Origin of the sequence: Streptomyces sp. NPDC087270, assembly GCF_044744625.1 — a bacterium.
Lineage (GTDB): Bacteria > Actinomycetota > Actinomycetes > Streptomycetales > Streptomycetaceae > Actinacidiphila.
On record NZ_JBIUYR010000012.1, the window covers coordinates 75929 to 90484 of the forward strand.

At 73.3% G+C, this 14556-nt stretch carries 15 protein-coding genes; 9 read left to right on the forward strand and 6 right to left on the reverse strand.

Translation table 11 applies throughout. The features are described from left to right. Positions 1-158 precede the first annotated feature (158 nt). From ACIPAE_RS23860 to ACIPAE_RS23885, 6 genes are all read left to right on the forward strand, one after another. Positions 159-1001 (forward strand): nitrilase-related carbon-nitrogen hydrolase, encoded by an 843-nt coding sequence (locus ACIPAE_RS23860; protein WP_329363541.1) that lies wholly within the window; start codon positions 159-161, stop codon positions 999-1001. A gap of 4 nt (positions 1002-1005) precedes the next feature. Then, on the forward strand, positions 1006-2445 hold the full coding sequence (locus ACIPAE_RS23865; RefSeq protein ID WP_402447722.1) for an aspartate aminotransferase family protein: 1440 nt from the start codon (positions 1006-1008) through the stop codon (positions 2443-2445). Next, a complete protein-coding gene (gene hydA, locus ACIPAE_RS23870) occupies positions 2442-3842 on the forward strand; it encodes a dihydropyrimidinase (protein WP_328470983.1) in 1401 nt (466 codons plus the stop codon). The genes ACIPAE_RS23865 and hydA overlap by 4 nt, the downstream gene beginning before the upstream one ends. 90 nt (positions 3843-3932) lie before the next feature. After that, the gene (locus ACIPAE_RS23875) at positions 3933-4943 is read left to right on the forward strand and encodes a TIGR03842 family LLM class F420-dependent oxidoreductase (RefSeq protein WP_329363537.1); all 1011 of its coding nucleotides are present in this window, start codon (positions 3933-3935) and stop codon (positions 4941-4943) included. 115 nt (positions 4944-5058) lie between these two features. Then, entirely contained in the window at positions 5059-5961 is a 903-nt protein-coding gene (locus tag ACIPAE_RS23880) for an inositol monophosphatase family protein (protein ID WP_329363535.1), read from the forward strand. A gap of 11 nt (positions 5962-5972) precedes the next feature. Next, positions 5973-7391 (forward strand): NAD(P)/FAD-dependent oxidoreductase, encoded by a 1419-nt coding sequence (locus tag ACIPAE_RS23885; RefSeq protein ID WP_329373779.1) that lies wholly within the window; start codon positions 5973-5975, stop codon positions 7389-7391. Between the two features lie 90 nt (positions 7392-7481). Here ACIPAE_RS23885 and ACIPAE_RS23890 read toward each other — a convergent pair whose 3' ends face one another. Further along, on the reverse strand, positions 7482-7874 hold the full coding sequence (locus tag ACIPAE_RS23890; protein ID WP_402447950.1) for a PGPGW domain-containing protein: 393 nt from the start codon (positions 7872-7874) through the stop codon (positions 7482-7484). A gap of 194 nt (positions 7875-8068) precedes the next feature. Then, a complete protein-coding gene (locus tag ACIPAE_RS23895; RefSeq protein ID WP_329363533.1) occupies positions 8069-8914 on the reverse strand; it encodes a helix-turn-helix transcriptional regulator in 846 nt (281 codons plus the stop codon). A 249-nt stretch (positions 8915-9163) separates the two neighbouring features. Between ACIPAE_RS23895 and ACIPAE_RS23900 the strand changes: the two genes are divergently transcribed. Further along, positions 9164-9772, forward strand: a complete 609-nt coding sequence (locus ACIPAE_RS23900; protein WP_402447725.1) for a TIGR03086 family metal-binding protein — start codon at positions 9164-9166, stop codon at positions 9770-9772. A 9-nt stretch (positions 9773-9781) separates the two neighbouring features. Here the strand turns inward: ACIPAE_RS23900 and ACIPAE_RS23905 are convergent, their stop codons facing one another. Then, on the reverse strand, positions 9782-10189 hold the full coding sequence (locus tag ACIPAE_RS23905; protein ID WP_328470995.1) for a hypothetical protein: 408 nt from the start codon (positions 10187-10189) through the stop codon (positions 9782-9784). 248 nt (positions 10190-10437) lie between these two features. Between ACIPAE_RS23905 and ACIPAE_RS23910 the strand changes: the two genes are divergently transcribed. Then, positions 10438-10917, forward strand: coding sequence for an SCP2 sterol-binding domain-containing protein (locus ACIPAE_RS23910; RefSeq protein ID WP_329363528.1), 480 nt, complete (start codon positions 10438-10440; stop codon positions 10915-10917). A 13-nt stretch (positions 10918-10930) separates the two neighbouring features. Here the strand turns inward: ACIPAE_RS23910 and ACIPAE_RS23915 are convergent, their stop codons facing one another. Then, the gene (locus tag ACIPAE_RS23915; RefSeq protein WP_402447728.1) at positions 10931-11500 is read right to left on the reverse strand and encodes an NUDIX domain-containing protein; all 570 of its coding nucleotides are present in this window, start codon (positions 11498-11500) and stop codon (positions 10931-10933) included. A gap of 84 nt (positions 11501-11584) precedes the next feature. On the opposite strand from ACIPAE_RS23915, the gene ACIPAE_RS23920 reads away from it, so the two are divergent. Further along, a complete protein-coding gene (locus ACIPAE_RS23920) occupies positions 11585-12739 on the forward strand; it encodes a glycerate kinase (RefSeq protein ID WP_402447730.1) in 1155 nt (384 codons plus the stop codon). 256 nt (positions 12740-12995) lie between these two features. Here ACIPAE_RS23920 and pssA read toward each other — a convergent pair whose 3' ends face one another. Both pssA and ACIPAE_RS23930 read right to left on the reverse strand, forming a co-directional pair. After that, entirely contained in the window at positions 12996-13838 is an 843-nt protein-coding gene (gene pssA, locus ACIPAE_RS23925; protein WP_329363522.1) for a CDP-diacylglycerol--serine O-phosphatidyltransferase, read from the reverse strand. Next, positions 13825-14472 (reverse strand): phosphatidylserine decarboxylase, encoded by a 648-nt coding sequence (locus tag ACIPAE_RS23930; protein ID WP_329363520.1) that lies wholly within the window; start codon positions 14470-14472, stop codon positions 13825-13827. Before ACIPAE_RS23930 ends, pssA begins: the two co-directional genes overlap by 14 nt. Between the last annotated feature and the right edge of the window lie 84 nt (positions 14473-14556).

Genomic DNA, 14556 nt, shown 5'->3' on the forward strand with positions numbered 1-14556 from the left:
CGGGATGCGCCGTATGGGTCGGGCGGGCAGGAAACATGCCCGTTGTCGGCTGGTAACCGCACGGGCCTTGCCAGAGTGGAGCGCGGGACTTACGTTCGTCGGACGGCTGGGATCTACGGGCGTAGAACCGACGTGACGTCACGTCAGAGGAGCTGCGGATGAGCAACGTCGTCAGGGCCGCCTTGGTGCAGGCCACCTGGACCGGTGACACCGAGTCGATGATCGCCAAGCACGAGGAGCACGCGCGGGCCGCGGCCGCGCAGGGCGCGAAGGTGATCGGGTTCCAGGAGGTGTTCAACGCCCCCTACTTCTGCCAGGTCCAGGAGGCCGAGCACTACCGGTGGGCCGAACCGGTGCCGGACGGCCCGACGGTGCGCCGGATGCAGGCGCTCGCCAAGGAGACCGGGATGGTCATGGTGGTGCCGGTCTTCGAGGTCGAGCAGTCCGGCTTCTACTACAACACCGCCGCCGTGATCGACGCCGACGGCAGCTACCTCGGCAAGTACCGCAAGCACCACATCCCGCAGGTCAAGGGCTTCTGGGAGAAGTACTACTTCAAGCCCGGCAACCTCGGCTGGCCGGTCTTCGACACCGCCGTCGGCCGGATCGGCGTGTACATCTGCTACGACCGGCACTTCCCCGAGGGCTGGCGCGCCCTGGGCCTGGCCGGCGCCCAGCTCGTCTACAACCCCTCGGCCACCAGCCGCGGCCTGTCGGCGTACCTGTGGCAGCTGGAGCAGCCCGCCGCGGCGGTCGCCAACGAGTACTTCATCGCGGCGATCAACCGGGTCGGCACCGAGCCGTACGGGGACAACGACTTCTACGGCACCAGCTACTTCGTGGACCCGCGCGGCCAACTCGTGGACGGCGCCGCCTCCGACAGCAAGGAGGAACTGCTCGTCCGCGACCTCGACTTCGACCTGATCGACGAGGTCCGCCAGACCTGGGCGTTCTACCGAGACCGCAGGCCGGACGCCTACGGCGACCTGACGGAGGCGTGAGCAGATGGCCACCGCGACCCAGAGCGCGCACGCCGCGCTGTACGCCCGCCACCAGGCGGTGCTCCCCGACTGGCTGGCCACCTACTACGCCCGGCCGATCGAGCTGACGCACGGCGAGGGCCGCCACGTCTGGGACGCCGAGGGACGCCGCTACCTGGACTTCTTCGGCGGCATCCTCACCACCATGACCGCGCACGCGCTGCCGGAGGTGACCGCCGCCGTCACCGAGCAGGCCGGGAAGATCCTGCACACCTCGACGCTCTACCTCAGCCGCCAGGCCGTCGAACTCGCCGAGCGGATCGCCCACCTGTCCGGCATCCCGGACGCCCGGGTGTTCTTCACCACCTCCGGCACCGAGGCCAACGACACCGCGCTGCTGCTGGCCACCACCTACCGCCGCTCCAACCAGGTGCTGGCGCTGCGCAACAGCTACCACGGCCGGTCCTTCACCTCGATCGGCATCACCGGCAACTCCGCCTGGTCCCCGACCAGCCTCTCCCCGCTCCAGACGCTCTACGTGCACGGCGGGGTCCGCGCCCGCGGCCCGTACGCGCACCTGACCGACGCGGAGTTCACCGCCGCGTGCGTGGAGGACCTGGAGGACCTGCTCGGGCAGGCGAACGGCACGATCGCGGCGCTCATCGCCGAACCGGTGCAGGGCGTCGGCGGGTTCACCTCCGGTCCCGACGGTCTGCTGGCCGCGTTCAAGCGGGTGCTGGACCGGCACGGCATCCTGTGGATCACCGACGAGGTGCAGACCGGCTGGGGCCGTACCGGCGACCACTTCTGGGGCTGGCAGGCGCACGACCAGGCCGGTCCGCCGGACATCCTCACCTTCGCCAAGGGCATCGGCAACGGCCTGTCCATGGGCGGTGTGGTGGCGCGCGCCGAGGTGATGAACTGCCTGGACGCCAACTCCATCTCCACCTTCGGCGGCAGCCCGATCACCACCGCGGGAGCGCTCGCCAACCTCGCCTACCTGCTCGACCACGACCTCCAGGGCAACGCCCGCAGGGTCGGCGGCCTGCTGAAGTCCCGGCTGGACGCGGTCGCCGCGCGCAGCACCATCGTCCGCGAGGTGCGCGGCCGCGGTCTGATGCTCGGGGTGGAACTGGTCGAACCCGGCACCGATGTCCCGTCGCCGGCCGCCGCGTCGCTGGTCCTCGAAGCCGCCCGCGAGCACGGCCTGCTGATCGGCAAGGGCGGCCGGGCGGGCAACGCGCTGCGGATCGCCCCGCCGCTGACGCTCACCGTGGCCGAGGCGGAGCAGGGCGCCGACGCCCTGAGCGCGGCCCTGAGCGCCGCGCAGGCCGAACTGGAGCGGCAGTCCGCGCAAGGGTCGTCCGCGCAGGGGTCGTCCGCGGGACGGGAGCCGTCCGCGCCGCCGCAGCCGTCCGCAGCCGCGAAGTCCGCGCCTCCGGTGCAGGAAGGAGCCGCGCAGTGACCCGCACCCTCATCCGCGGCGGCCTGGTGATCACCGCCGCCGACGAGGTCCACGCCGACGTGCTGATCGAGGGCGGGCGGATCGCCGCGCTCGCCGCCCACGACAGCGACACCGCGGCCGGCTGGACCGCCGACACCGTCATCGACGCCACCGACCGCTACGTCATCCCCGGCGGCGTGGACGCGCACACCCACATGGAGATGCCGTTCGGCGGCACCGTCGCCTCGGACACCTTCGAGACCGGCACCCGCGCCGCCGCGTGGGGCGGCACCACCACCATCGTGGACTTCGCCATCCAGCAGGTCGGCGGCAGCCTGCGGGCCGGCCTCGACGCCTGGCACGCGAAGGCCGACGCGCGGTGCGCGATCGACTACGGCTTCCACATGATCGTCGCCGACGTCAACGAGCCGGTGCTCAAGGAGATGGACCTCCTCGTCGAGGAGGGCGTCACCAGCTTCAAGCTCTTCATGGCGTACCCGGGCGTGTTCTACAGCGACGACGGCCGGATTCTGCGGGCGATGCAACGCGCGGCGGCCAACGGCGGCCTGATCATGACGCACGCCGAGAACGGCATCGCCATCGACGTCCTGGTCCAGCAGGCGCTCGCCGCGGGGAAGACCGACCCGCGCTACCACGGCGAGGTCCGGCACGCGCTGCTGGAGGCCGAGGCCACCCACCGCGCCATCCAGCTCGCCCGGGTCGCCGGCGCGCCGCTGTACGTGGTGCACGTCTCCGCGCAGCAGGCGGTGGCCGAGCTGATCACGGCCCGCGACCAGGGCCTGCCGGTCTTCGGTGAGACCTGCCCGCAGTACCTGTTCCTGTCCACCGACAACCTCGCCGAACCCGGCTTCGAGGGCAGCAAGTACGTGTGCAGCACCCCGCTGCGGCCGCGCGAGCACCAGGCCGCGCTGTGGCAGGGCCTGCGCACCGACGACCTCCAGGTGGTCTCCACCGACCACTGCCCGTTCTGCTTCACCGGGCAGAAGGACATCGGCGTCGGCGACTTCTCCAAGATCCCCAACGGCCTGCCCGGGGTGGAGAACCGGATGGACCTGCTGCACCAGGCCGTCCTCGACGGCCACCTCACCCGGCGCCGCTGGATCGAGATCGCCTGCGCCACCCCGGCCCGGATGTTCGGGCTCTACCCCCGCAAGGGCACCCTCGCGCCCGGCGCCGACGCCGACGTGGTGGTCTACGACCCGCACGCCGGCCAGGTGCTCTCCGCGCAGACCCACCACATGAACGTCGACTACAGCGCGTACGAGGGCCGCCGGATCACCGGGCGGGCGCAGACCGTCCTGTCCCGCGGGGTGCCGGTGATCCAGGACGGCGCGTACGTCGGGCGGGCCGGGCACGGGCAGTACGTGCCGCGCGGCACCTGCCAGTTCCTCGGCTGACGTCCCAGTTCCTCGGCTGACGTCGTTCGGCGCCCGCCGAACCCCGCCGACCCCCTGCGAGCCTCCCCACGTTGAAGGAGCGGTGCCGCCATGGACTTCGGACTCGTCCTGCAGACCGACCCGCCCGCGTCGAACGTCGTCGGCCTGATGCGCCGCGCCGAGCGCAACGGCTTCAGCCACGGCTGGACCTTCGACTCCGCCGTGCTGTGGCAGGAGCCGTTCGTCATCCACAGCCGCATCCTCGACCACACCGACCGGCTCACCGTCGGCACCATGGTCACCAACCCCGGCACCCGCACCTGGGAGGTGACCGCGTCCACGTTCGCCACCCTCAACTCGATGTACGGCAACCGCACGGTGTGCGGCATCGGGCGCGGCGACTCCGCGATGCGGGTGGCGGGCCGCCCGCCCAACACGCTCGCCCGGCTCGGCGAGGCGATCACCGTGATCCGCGACCTCGCCGAGGGCCGCGAGGCCACCGTCGACGGCACCGCGCTGCGGCTGCCGTGGGTGGAGGGCGGCGAACTGCCGGTGTGGATGGCCGCCTACGGGCCGAAGGCGCTGGCCATGGCGGGGGAGAAGGCCGACGGGTTCATCCTCCAGCTCGCCGACGTCTACCTCGCCGAGCAGATGGTCAAGGCGGTGCGCGCCGCCGCGGAGCGGGCCGGCCGCGATCCGGCCGCGATCACCATCTGCGTGGCCGCCCCGGCGTATGTCACCGACGGTTCGGCGGAGGGCCTGGCGCACGCCCGCGAGCAGTGCCGGTGGTTCGGGGGGATGGTCGGCAACCACGTCGCCGATCTCGTCGCCCGCTACGGCGAGCACTCCGCGCTCGTGCCCGACGAGTTGACCGCCTACGTCAAGCAGCGCCAGGGCTACGACTACGCGCACCACGGGCGGACCGGCAACCCCGACACCGCGTTCGTGCCCGACGACATCGTGGACCGCTTCTGCGTGCTCGGCCCCCCCGAGGCGCACCTCGACAAGCTCGCCGCACTCCGTGACCTGGGCGTCGACCAGTTCGCGCTCTACGCCATGCACGACGCGAAGGAGTCCGTCATCGACGCTTACGGTGCCCACGTCGTTCCGGCGCTGCGGTAACCCGGCGCAGGGGTTCGCCGCGGTTCCCGGGCGCGCGCGAGCCACCACCGGGCGACAGCCGGGGACGAGACCGGCACCGTCACGGCGGGACACCGTTGTCTGGTTGGATGGCCGCATGGCCAACGATGCTGATGCGGTCGATGACGCGCTCCTCGCCGCTGTCGAGGAGACGGTCAGGGACGTGGTGGCGGCGGAAGTCGTCCCCCGTTGGCGGCAACTGACGGCCGCGGACGTGGTGGAGAAGCACGGCCCGCACGATCTGGTCACCACTGCCGACCGGCGCGCCGAGGAAGCCCTCACCGAACGGCTCCCCGCGCTGCTGCCCGGGTCCGTCGTGGTCGGTGAGGAAGCGGTCGCCGCGGACCCGTCCCGGCTGGAACTGCTGCGCGGCGACGCCCCGGTGTGGGTGGTCGACCCGGTCGACGGCACCTCGGCGTTCGTCCGCGGCGACAAGGGGTTCTCCACGCTGGTGAGCCTGGTGCGCGGCGGCCTGCCGGTGGCCTCCTGGACGTACGCCCCGCTGCTCGGCCTGTTCGCCACCGCCGGACGCGGCCGGGGCGCGTACCTCGACGGCGAGCGGCTTCGTACCGCCGGCGCCCGCGAGCCGCTGCGGATATGGATCTCCAACCCGGTCTTCCGCGACGAGGAGGAGCGCGCCGCGCTGGAGCGGCTGGAGGCCGCGGGCGTCGAGACGGTGCCGTGCACCACGAGCGCGGGGCTGGGCTATCTGGAGGTGGCCCGGGGGATCGCGGACGGGGTGGCGTTCTTCTGGGAGGCGCCCTGGGACCACTCGGCGGGGCTGCTGCTGGTCTCGGAGGCGGGCGGCGCGAGCCTGACGCCGACCGGGGAGCCGTTCCGCGTGGCCGGGGGCAACCGGCTGCCGTTCACGGTGGCCCGGGACGAGGCGACGGCGCGGCGGGTGGTGCGCACCCTGGGGGTCGGCTTCACCGAGGACGCCGCGGACGCCGGGAACGCGGGGAACTCCGCGGACGCCGGCCGGGAAGGCGGCGCGCGGTGAGCCGGGCGGTGGTGGCCGACGCGGTCGTGGTCGGCGCCGGCCCCAACGGGCTGACCGCCGCGGTCGAACTCGCCCGCGCGGGCCTGTCCGTGCACGTCTACGAGGCGGCCGACACCGTCGGCGGCGGCGCCCGCACCGAGGAGTTGACGCTTCCCGGCTTCCGTCACGACCCCTGCTCCGCCGTCCACCCCTTCGGCGTCGGCTCGCCCGTCTTCCGTACGCTGCCGCTGGCCCGGCACGGCCTGGAGTGGCTCCAGCCGCGGGTGCCGATGGCGCACCCCTTCCCCGACGGCACCGCGGCCGTGCTGGCCCGTACGGTCGGCGAGACCGCGGCCTCGCTCGGGCCGCGCGACGCCCCCGTCTACCGCAAGCTGCTCGCCCCGTACGTCGGCCACTGGGAGACGATGGCCGCCGACTTCTTCCGGCCGCCGTGGTCCGGGCTGCCCAAGGACCCTTACCGTTTCGCCCGGTTCGGCCTCACCGGCCTGCCGCCGGTCGGGCTGCTGGCGTACCGGTTCCACGACGCGAAGGCCCGCGCGATGCTCGCGGGTCTCGCCGGGCACGCCATCGCCCGCCTCAGCGAGCCGCTCACCGGTGCGATGGCCCTGATGTTCGCGCTCGCCGCGCACGAACGCGGCTGGCCGGTGGCGCGCGGCGGCTCCCAGGCGATCAGCGACGCGCTCGCCGCCCACCTCACCGAACTCGGCGGTGTCCTCACCACCGGCGTGACCGTGCGCAAGCTCGACGAACTCCCGCCCGCCCGCGCCTACGTCTTCGACACCTCGCCGACCGCGCTGGCCCGGATCGCCGCGCTCGGCGACGTCTACCGCGGCTACCGCCACGGGCCGTCCGTCTTCAAGATCGACTACGCGCTGGACGGCCCCGTGCCGTGGACCGCGCCGGTCGCCAGGGAAGCCGGCACCGTGCACATCGGCCCCACGTACACGGAGATCGGCGACGCCCTCAACCGCGCCGTCACCGGCCGCCCGCCGCAGACGCCGTTCCTCATCACCTCCCAGCCCACCGTGGTCGACCCGTCCCGGGCGCCGGAGGGCAAGCACGTCTTCTGGGCGTACGGCCATGTCCCGCGCGGCTGGCACGGTGACGCGACCGACGCCGTCGAGCGGCAGATCGAACGGTTCGCGCCCGGCTTCCGGGACCTGGTGCTGGCCCGCGCGGTGACCGGCCCGGCCGGGCTCGCCGCCCGCAACGCCAACTACGTCGAGGGCGACATCGCCTGTGGCGCGTTCTCCGGCCTGCAGACGGTGTTGCGGCCCCGGCTCGCCGCGATCCCGTACGCCACGCCACGCCCCGGGGTCTTCCTCTGCTCCGCCGCGACCCCGCCCGGCCCGGGCGTGCACGGCATGAGCGGCCACCACGCGGCGAAGGCGGTGCTGCGGCACCTGCGGCGCGCGGCGGCCCGCCGGTAGGTCGGGCACGCGGGCGGGCGCGTCGCGGTTCGGGCCCCGAAGGTGAGGAGCCGGGCAGGTCAGGAGCGGGGCAGGTCAGGAGCCGCGCGGTCAGGAGCCGTGCACCCGGCGGTGGCTCCACACCAGCAGCCCGAGCAGCACCAGGCCGGAGAGGACCAGGCTGGACCCGGTCGACCAGCCGCCGAAGGGCAGCCCGGACACCAGGCGCGCGCCCCAGACGACCCCGGCGCCGATCAGCCCGAGGCCGACCAGCGCGGTGCCCGCGATCCGCCATCGCGAGGCCACGCTCGCCTCGACGCCCTGCATCGCCCGGACCCGTACCGGCTCCTCGAACCGGGCCACCGCGGGCATCGCCCGCGAGAGCAGCACCAGCCCGGCGAGCACCAGCAGCATCCCGGGACCCGGCAGCACCAGCAGCGCCACCCCGACGAGCAGCAGGACGCCTCCTGCGGTGCCCAGCAGCACCCGCTTGGCCGGGTGGATGCGCCGGGCCCGCTCCGCGGCGTCGAGCCTGCCGCCCCCGCCGGTCCTGCCTTCTCCCGCCCGCCGCGCCGCGTTCACTCACTCACCGTAACGGTTTGGCGTGCGGCGGGCACGGCAACGCGCCTGGTGGGGCGGTACGGCCACGGTGACGATCACGGGCACGACCGCGGGCCCGGCCACGGGCGACGGGCGGTTCAGCCGCGGGCCAGCTCCTGGAGCCCGACCACGCGCAGCAGCTCCAGCCGCTCGTGCGACTCGCTGCCCGGGCGGGCGGAGTGGACGATCAGCCGCTGGTCGTGGTCAGGGTTGAGCAGCACCTCGCAGTCCAGCTCCAGCAGGCCGACCACCGGATGGAGGAAGCGTTTGACGTCGCTGCGGCGCACCGCCACGCGGTGGTCGTCCCACAGCGCCGCGAACTCCTCGCTGCGGGCGCGCAGCCGGCGGACGAGCCCGGCCAGCCGCGCGTCGTCCGGGCGGCGGGCGCAGGTCGCGCGCAGGTCCGCCACCGACACGCGGGCGGCCCGCTCCCGGTCCTCGGCCGGGATGAGGTCCCGCGCGGCGGGATTGGTGAAGTACCGCCAGATGATGTTGCGTTCGGCCTCGGGGCGGGCGGACGCGTCGCCGTGCAGCGCCTTGGCCATCGGGTTCTGCGCGAGGATGTCGCCGCGGTCGCTCACCACCTGGGCGGGGGTGTCGGTCAGCCGGTCGAGGAGCAGGAGCAGGCCGGGGCGGACGTGCTCCGTGGCGGGCCGGTTGCCGCGCGGGGGCTCCTCGCCGGCCAGATGGAAGAGGTGGTCCCGTTCGTCGCCGGTCAGGCGCAGCGCGCGGGCGACGGCGGCGAGCATCTGGCGGGACGGGTGCGAACCCCTGGCCTGCTCCAGCCGCGTGTAGTGGTCCGTGGACATCCCCGCCAACTGCGCCACCTCCTCGCGGCGCAGCCCCGGGGTGCGGCGCCGCGGGCCTTCGGAGAGCCCCACGTCGGCAGGGGCGAGCCGGGTACGGCAGCGGCGCAGGAAGTCGGCCAGCTCGGTTCTGTCCACCTCTCCACCATGCACCGGGACGCCGGGCGCAGCCAGGGACCGGCTGTCCCTGGATGAGGACGTCTCTCCCGCCGACCCCCGAACCGCCCCAGGCTGGGCACCGGACGCGGGCACCGACGTCGGCACCCTCGACCAGGCGGACGTGCCGCCGGCCCTTCGGCAGGTGAGCCTGCGCCGTCGCCCGGTCGGCGAACGCACCGCCTCCTGACAAAGCCCGCGGCGGCGTTCCCGCGGGGCTAGGGTGGCGGGATGAGTGATCTTCGGGGGTATCACCGTACGGCGATCGAGGTGGCGTCGGCACTGGTCGGTGGCGTGTCGGCGGACGGGCTCGGGGTGGCGACGCCCTGCGGCTCCTGGGACCTGGGGCGACTGCTCGCGCACATGACCGGGCAGAACCACGGGTTCGCGGCGGCGGCGCGCGGCGAGCGCGAGGACATGGGGATCTGGGCGGACCGCCCGGTGGCGGCGGGGGAGGACCCGGGGCAGGTCTTCGCCGCGTCCGGCACCGAGGTGGTTGCCGCGTTCGCGGCGATCGAGGACCTGCCGGGCAGCCGGATGTGGCTGCCCGAGGTCCGGCCCGAGCCGCTGCGCGCCGAGGTGGCGGTCGGCTTCCAGCTCGTGGACACCGTCGTGCACGCCTGGGACGTGGCCAAGTCCGTCGGTGCGCGGGCCGAGTTCGACGCGGACCTGCTCGACGTCACGCTGCGGATCGCGCTGGCGGTGCCGGACGGCGCCGAACGGACGGCGCAGGGCGCGGCGTTCGCGCCCGGGGTGGCGGCGCCCGAGGGGGCCGCGGCCCTGGACCGCATCGTGGCGGCGCTGGGCCGCGACCCCCACTGGGCCGCGCCTGCGGGGTGACCGGTGTGATCAGGCGGTCGGGTAGCCGTAGCCCTGGCCGGGCTGCTGGCCGGGCTGACCGCCGGGCTGCTGCGGGTAGCCGTAACCGGGCGCCGGCTGCTGGTAGTTGGGCTGCTGCTGGTAGCCGAGCTGCGCCGGCTGGCCGCCGGCCGGGAACGCGCCGTTGGGGTCGCGGACCTCGGACAGCGCCCGCTTGATGACGACCTTCTGGAAGTAGCCGCTGCCGAAGAGTATGCAGAGGATGACGTACCAGAACTTCTCCGCGCCGGTCATCTCGACCAGGCCGTACTCGCTCAGCGCCTTCTTCACCGGCACCTTGGCCATGTAGTAGGCACCGAAGTAGATGCAGCCGAGGACGTACCAGAACTTCTCCGCACCGGTGTTGGTGCCGTGTCCGAGGAACTGCCGTTCCGCCATGGGACTTTCCGCCTTCTGTCGCTCGAAATGGGAGTGCCGGGGTCGTGCCCGACCCGACTCCCGTCGGAGCGATGCCAGCTGGGCCGTCCGCGAAGCGGAAAGCCGTCGTCCCCCGTGGGCGGAATCCTAAGGGGCAAGGGGCACGGATGTCCCGTCTCGGTGGGAAGCCTTGCCACGTGGAGAGCGGTTCATTAACCTTACTCATGAGTAAGGTTACTCCGAAGTCAGGAACAGGAAGAGGCGTTCGCATGGCCGCACTTGATGATCTCGACCTGGAAGCACTGGACTTCGGGTCGGTCGAGCCCCGGGAGTTCGCCCGCATCGTGAAGGGTCTGCCCGGCCGGCGGATCACCGAGCTGATGGCCGGGCCGCAGCGCCGCCGGGTGCTCGACGAGGTGTTCGGGCGGATGCACACCCTCTTCAAGCCCGAGGCCGCGGGCGGCCGGGACGCCCTGATCCGCTGGCGGATCACCGAGAACGGCACCGAGCCGGGCGACGGCGACGACGTCTACGAAACGCACATCGCCCGGGGCGCCTGCACCGTCGTCACCGAACGCACCGACCGCACACCGCAGTTGAGCCTCACGATGGCCGCGCCGGAGTTCCTGAAGCTGGTCTCGGGCAACGCCTCGGGGCCGACCCTGTTCTTCACCCGCAAGTTGAAGCTGAAGGGCGACATCCGGCTCGCGGGCGGCCTCACCTACTTCTTCGACATCCCCAAGGCGTGACCGGCCGCGGCGGTCAACTCCCCGCGGAGTCGGCCGGGCCGGCCGAGTCGGCTGGAGTGGCCGAGTCGGCCTGAGCGGACGAGCCGCCCACGTCCGCCGGGTCCCCGTCGACCAGTTCGACCGGTCCGGTGCCCGCCGCCAGCGCGGCCAGCCCGGCGCGGATGCGGCGCGCCCCGTTCGCGTACAGGTACTGCTCCAGGTCGTCGGGCTCGACCAGCCGCCAGGAGTCCAACTCCTCCTCCTGCAACCGGATCGCGCCGAGTTCCTGCTCGCCGAGCACGCCGCCGTCGTAGAGGTAGATCACCAGCGGGGGCCGCGCGGTCCCGCCGATCCAGTCCACCGCGAGCAGCGCGCCCGGCGGCACGTCGAGACCGATCTCCTCCAGGGTCTCCCGGCGGGCGCCCTGCCGCGGGTTCTCGCCCTGGTCCGACTCGATGGTGCCGCCCGGCAGCGTCCAGGTGCCGTCGTCCCGGTAGTTGGGCTCCACGAGCAGGACCCGGCCGTCGGCCGACCGGAACAGGGTGTTCGCGCTCGCCAGGATCTTGGGCAGCGAGGCGATGTACGTGGCGTAGTCGGTGGTCATGCGCACCAACCTACGGGGCGCGCACCGCACGTGGGATAAGGTCCGGAGCGGCGCGACGTTCCGTTTCGGATCAGGAGAATTCACGTGTCCGATGCAGTACGACGGCCGACGGGGCATGTGCTCGTCGCCGCGGACAAGTTCAAGGGCTCGCTCACCGCGGTCGAGGTGGCCGCCCGTGTCACGGCCGGCCTGCACCAGGTCGCACCCGAGGTGACCGTCACGTCGCTTCCGGTGGCCGACGGGGGCGACGGCACCGTGGACGCGGCGGTCGCCGCCGGGTTCGAGCGCCGTACCGCCCGGGTGACCGGCCCGCTCGGCGAGCCGGTCGAGGCCGCGTACGCGCTGCGCGAGGGCACCGCGGTGGTCGAGATGGCCGAGGCGTCCGGGTTGCGGCACCTGCCGCCCGGGGTCTTCGCGCCGCTGACCGCCACCACCTACGGCACCGGTGAGCTGCTGCGGGCCGCGCTCGACGACGGTGCCCGCACGATCGTGCTCGGGGTCGGCGGCAGCGCCACCACCGACGGCGGCGCGGGCATGCTCAGTGCGCTCGGCGCGCGGCTGCTGGACGCGGAGGGGGTGCCCGTCGCCCCCGGCGGCGCCGCGCTGGCGTCGCTCGCCACCGCCGACCTGTCCGCGCTGGACCCGCGGCTGGCGGACACCGGGATCGTGCTCGCCAGCGATGTCGACAACCCGCTGCGCGGGCCCAAGGGCGCCGCGGCTGTCTACGGGCCGCAGAAGGGCGCCTCCGAGGACGACGTGGCGCTGCTGGACGGTGCGCTCGGGCAGTACGCGGCCGTACTCGGCGCCACCCTCGGGGGTGCCGCGCTCAGCGCCGCCGACGCCCCGGGAGCGGGCGCCGCCGGCGGGATCGGCTACGGCGCCCTCGTCGGGCTGCGCGCGTCCTTCCGGCCCGGGATCGACGTCCTCCTCGACGTCCTCGGGTTCGCCGCCGCCCTCGCCCAGGCCGACCTCGTCATCACCGGGGAGGGGTCCCTCGACGCCCAGACCCTGCACGGCAAGGCCCCGGTCGGGGTCGCCGCGGCGGCGAACGCCTCCGGCGTGCCCGTGGTGGCGGTCTGCGGCCGCCTCGCCCTTTCCCCCGCGGAGCTCGCGGGGGCGGGGATCAGCCGCGCCTACGCACTTGCCGAGCTGGAGCCCGACGTCCAGCGGTCCATGGCTGAGGCGGGGCCGCTTCTTGAGCGGGCGGCCGTCGCCCTCGCGCGGGATTTCCTGGGGTAGCGGGGCAACGAACCCCCGGGCCGCCCCCGTCCTGCCGGTTCAGGGACCACCCGTGAGCAGCTGCGGCTCCCTCCGTGCTTGAGGCGGAGGGAGCCGTGCTCAGCAGGCCACCGGCCTGGGGTCGGGAAAACACCGCGGCCGGGAAACACCGCGGCCCCGACGGCGGGTAGCCGAAGGGGCGCGGGGAACGGCGCGAGGACCCACCACTCACCGGTGGTCCCGGAACCGACAGGACGGGGAAACCCGGGGGGACCGCCTACCGGGCGGTAGCGCGCTCACGACGGTTCGCCCGGATCGTGTTGACCCGACGGGTCGTCGCGAACCCGGGAATCGTGGCCGCGGCCACACACTGGAGGGCGCAGCCCGCCTGCAGAAGCTGGTGCCCACCGGGAATGTTCAGGGTCCACGCGGCGAGGCACCCCATGCTGACCAGCGTCCAGCAGAACGTGATCAGCGCGAGCCGTCCGCGCGGCTTGGGGTACTCGACCCGGCTCACCATCAGCCAGGCCACCCCGACGATCGCGATCACCGTGGGCAGGAAGGGCAGCTCCAGCAGGACCAGGGAGACCACGGTCATCGCCCCGAAGGGGCTGGGCATGCCCTGGAAGACCCCGTCCCGCAGCGTGGTGCAGGAGAAACGGGCCAGCCGCAGCACCACCGCGAGTACGACGAGGACGGCCGCGGCGGCGGCCACCTTGCCGTGCGCGTCGTCGGAGACGATGCCCCACACGACGACGAAGTACGCGGGCGCGAGCCCGAAGCTGATCAGGTCCGAGAGGTTGTCCAGCTCCGCGCCCATCGCCGAGCTGCGCAGCTTGCGCGCGACCAGCCCGTCGAAGAGGTCGAAGACCGACGCCATCAGCATCAGCGTCACCGCGTTGGCCGCGCTGTGCTTGGACATCGCGCTGTCGCCGTTGCCCATCAGGTGCGGCACCAGCACGCCGGTGGTGGTGAAGTAGACGGCCATGAAGCCGCAGATCGCGTTGCCGAGGGTCAGCGCGTCGGCGATCGACAGCCGTGTCGACAGGGGCAGGTCGTCGTCCTGCTCCTCGATCTCGCTGACCCAGCTGCCGTGTGTCTCGTGCTCAGTCACGGTCAAGGCGCGTCACCCCAGCCGTCATGGTCTCGCCGACCTCGACCGCGGAGCCCACGCCTTCCGGCAGGTAGACGTCCACCCGGGAGCCGAACCGGATCAGCCCGATCCGCTCGCCCTGCTCGACCTTGCAGCCGCGCGGCACGTACGGCACGATCCGCCGGGCCACCGCGCCGGCGATCTGGATCACCTCGACGTCACCGATCTCGGTGTCGAAGTGCCAGACCACCCGCTCGTTGTTCTCGCTCTCCTTGTTGAACGCCGGGACGAAACCGCCGGGGACGTGCTCGACGGAGGTGACCGTGCCGCTGAGCGGGGCGCGGTTGACGTGGACGTTCAACGGGCTCATGAAGATCGCGACGCGGGTGCGCCCGTCCTTCCACGGCATGACGCTCTGGACCACGCCGTCGGCGGGGGAGACCACCCCGCCCTCGGTGATCTTCCGCTCGGGGTCGCGGAAGAACCACAGCATGCCGGCCGTGAGAACGGTGGCGGGGACGGCCACCGCCGTCCAGCGTCCGGAGCGGCGGGCACGCAGCAGACTGACCGCCGCCGTGGCCGCGGTCGGGAGGAGCCACGGCGACGCTCCGCGCGCGAGGCCGACCCGGCGGCGAGGTGCAGAGGATTGGCTGTGGGGCATGGAAGACCTTCGTAGCGGAGGGTGCCGCGAAATGCTTCAGGGGACGGCGGCTTTCATTGATGGTATCGGCTGACACCGGCAACT

Excerpts from the sequence above, each read along its gene's own strand:
- ACIPAE_RS23860 (WP_329363541.1), top strand. The coding sequence starts at position 159 with ATGAGCAACGTCGTCAGGGCCGCCTTGGTGCAGGCCACCTGGACCGGT.
- ACIPAE_RS23865 (WP_402447722.1), top strand. The coding sequence starts at position 1,006 with ATGGCCACCGCGACCCAGAGCGCGCACGCCGCGCTGTACGCCCGCCAC.
- ACIPAE_RS23875 (WP_329363537.1), top strand. The coding sequence starts at position 3,933 with ATGGACTTCGGACTCGTCCTGCAGACCGACCCGCCCGCGTCGAACGTC.
- ACIPAE_RS23880 (WP_329363535.1), top strand. The coding sequence starts at position 5,059 with ATGGCCAACGATGCTGATGCGGTCGATGACGCGCTCCTCGCCGCTGTC.
- ACIPAE_RS23900 (WP_402447725.1), top strand. The coding sequence starts at position 9,164 with ATGAGTGATCTTCGGGGGTATCACCGTACGGCGATCGAGGTGGCGTCG.
- ACIPAE_RS23905 (WP_328470995.1), bottom strand. The coding sequence starts at position 10,189 with ATGGCGGAACGGCAGTTCCTCGGACACGGCACCAACACCGGTGCGGAG.
- ACIPAE_RS23910 (WP_329363528.1), top strand. The coding sequence starts at position 10,438 with ATGGCCGCACTTGATGATCTCGACCTGGAAGCACTGGACTTCGGGTCG.
- ACIPAE_RS23915 (WP_402447728.1), bottom strand. The coding sequence starts at position 11,500 with ATGACCACCGACTACGCCACGTACATCGCCTCGCTGCCCAAGATCCTG.
- ACIPAE_RS23930 (WP_329363520.1), bottom strand. The coding sequence starts at position 14,472 with ATGCCCCACAGCCAATCCTCTGCACCTCGCCGCCGGGTCGGCCTCGCG.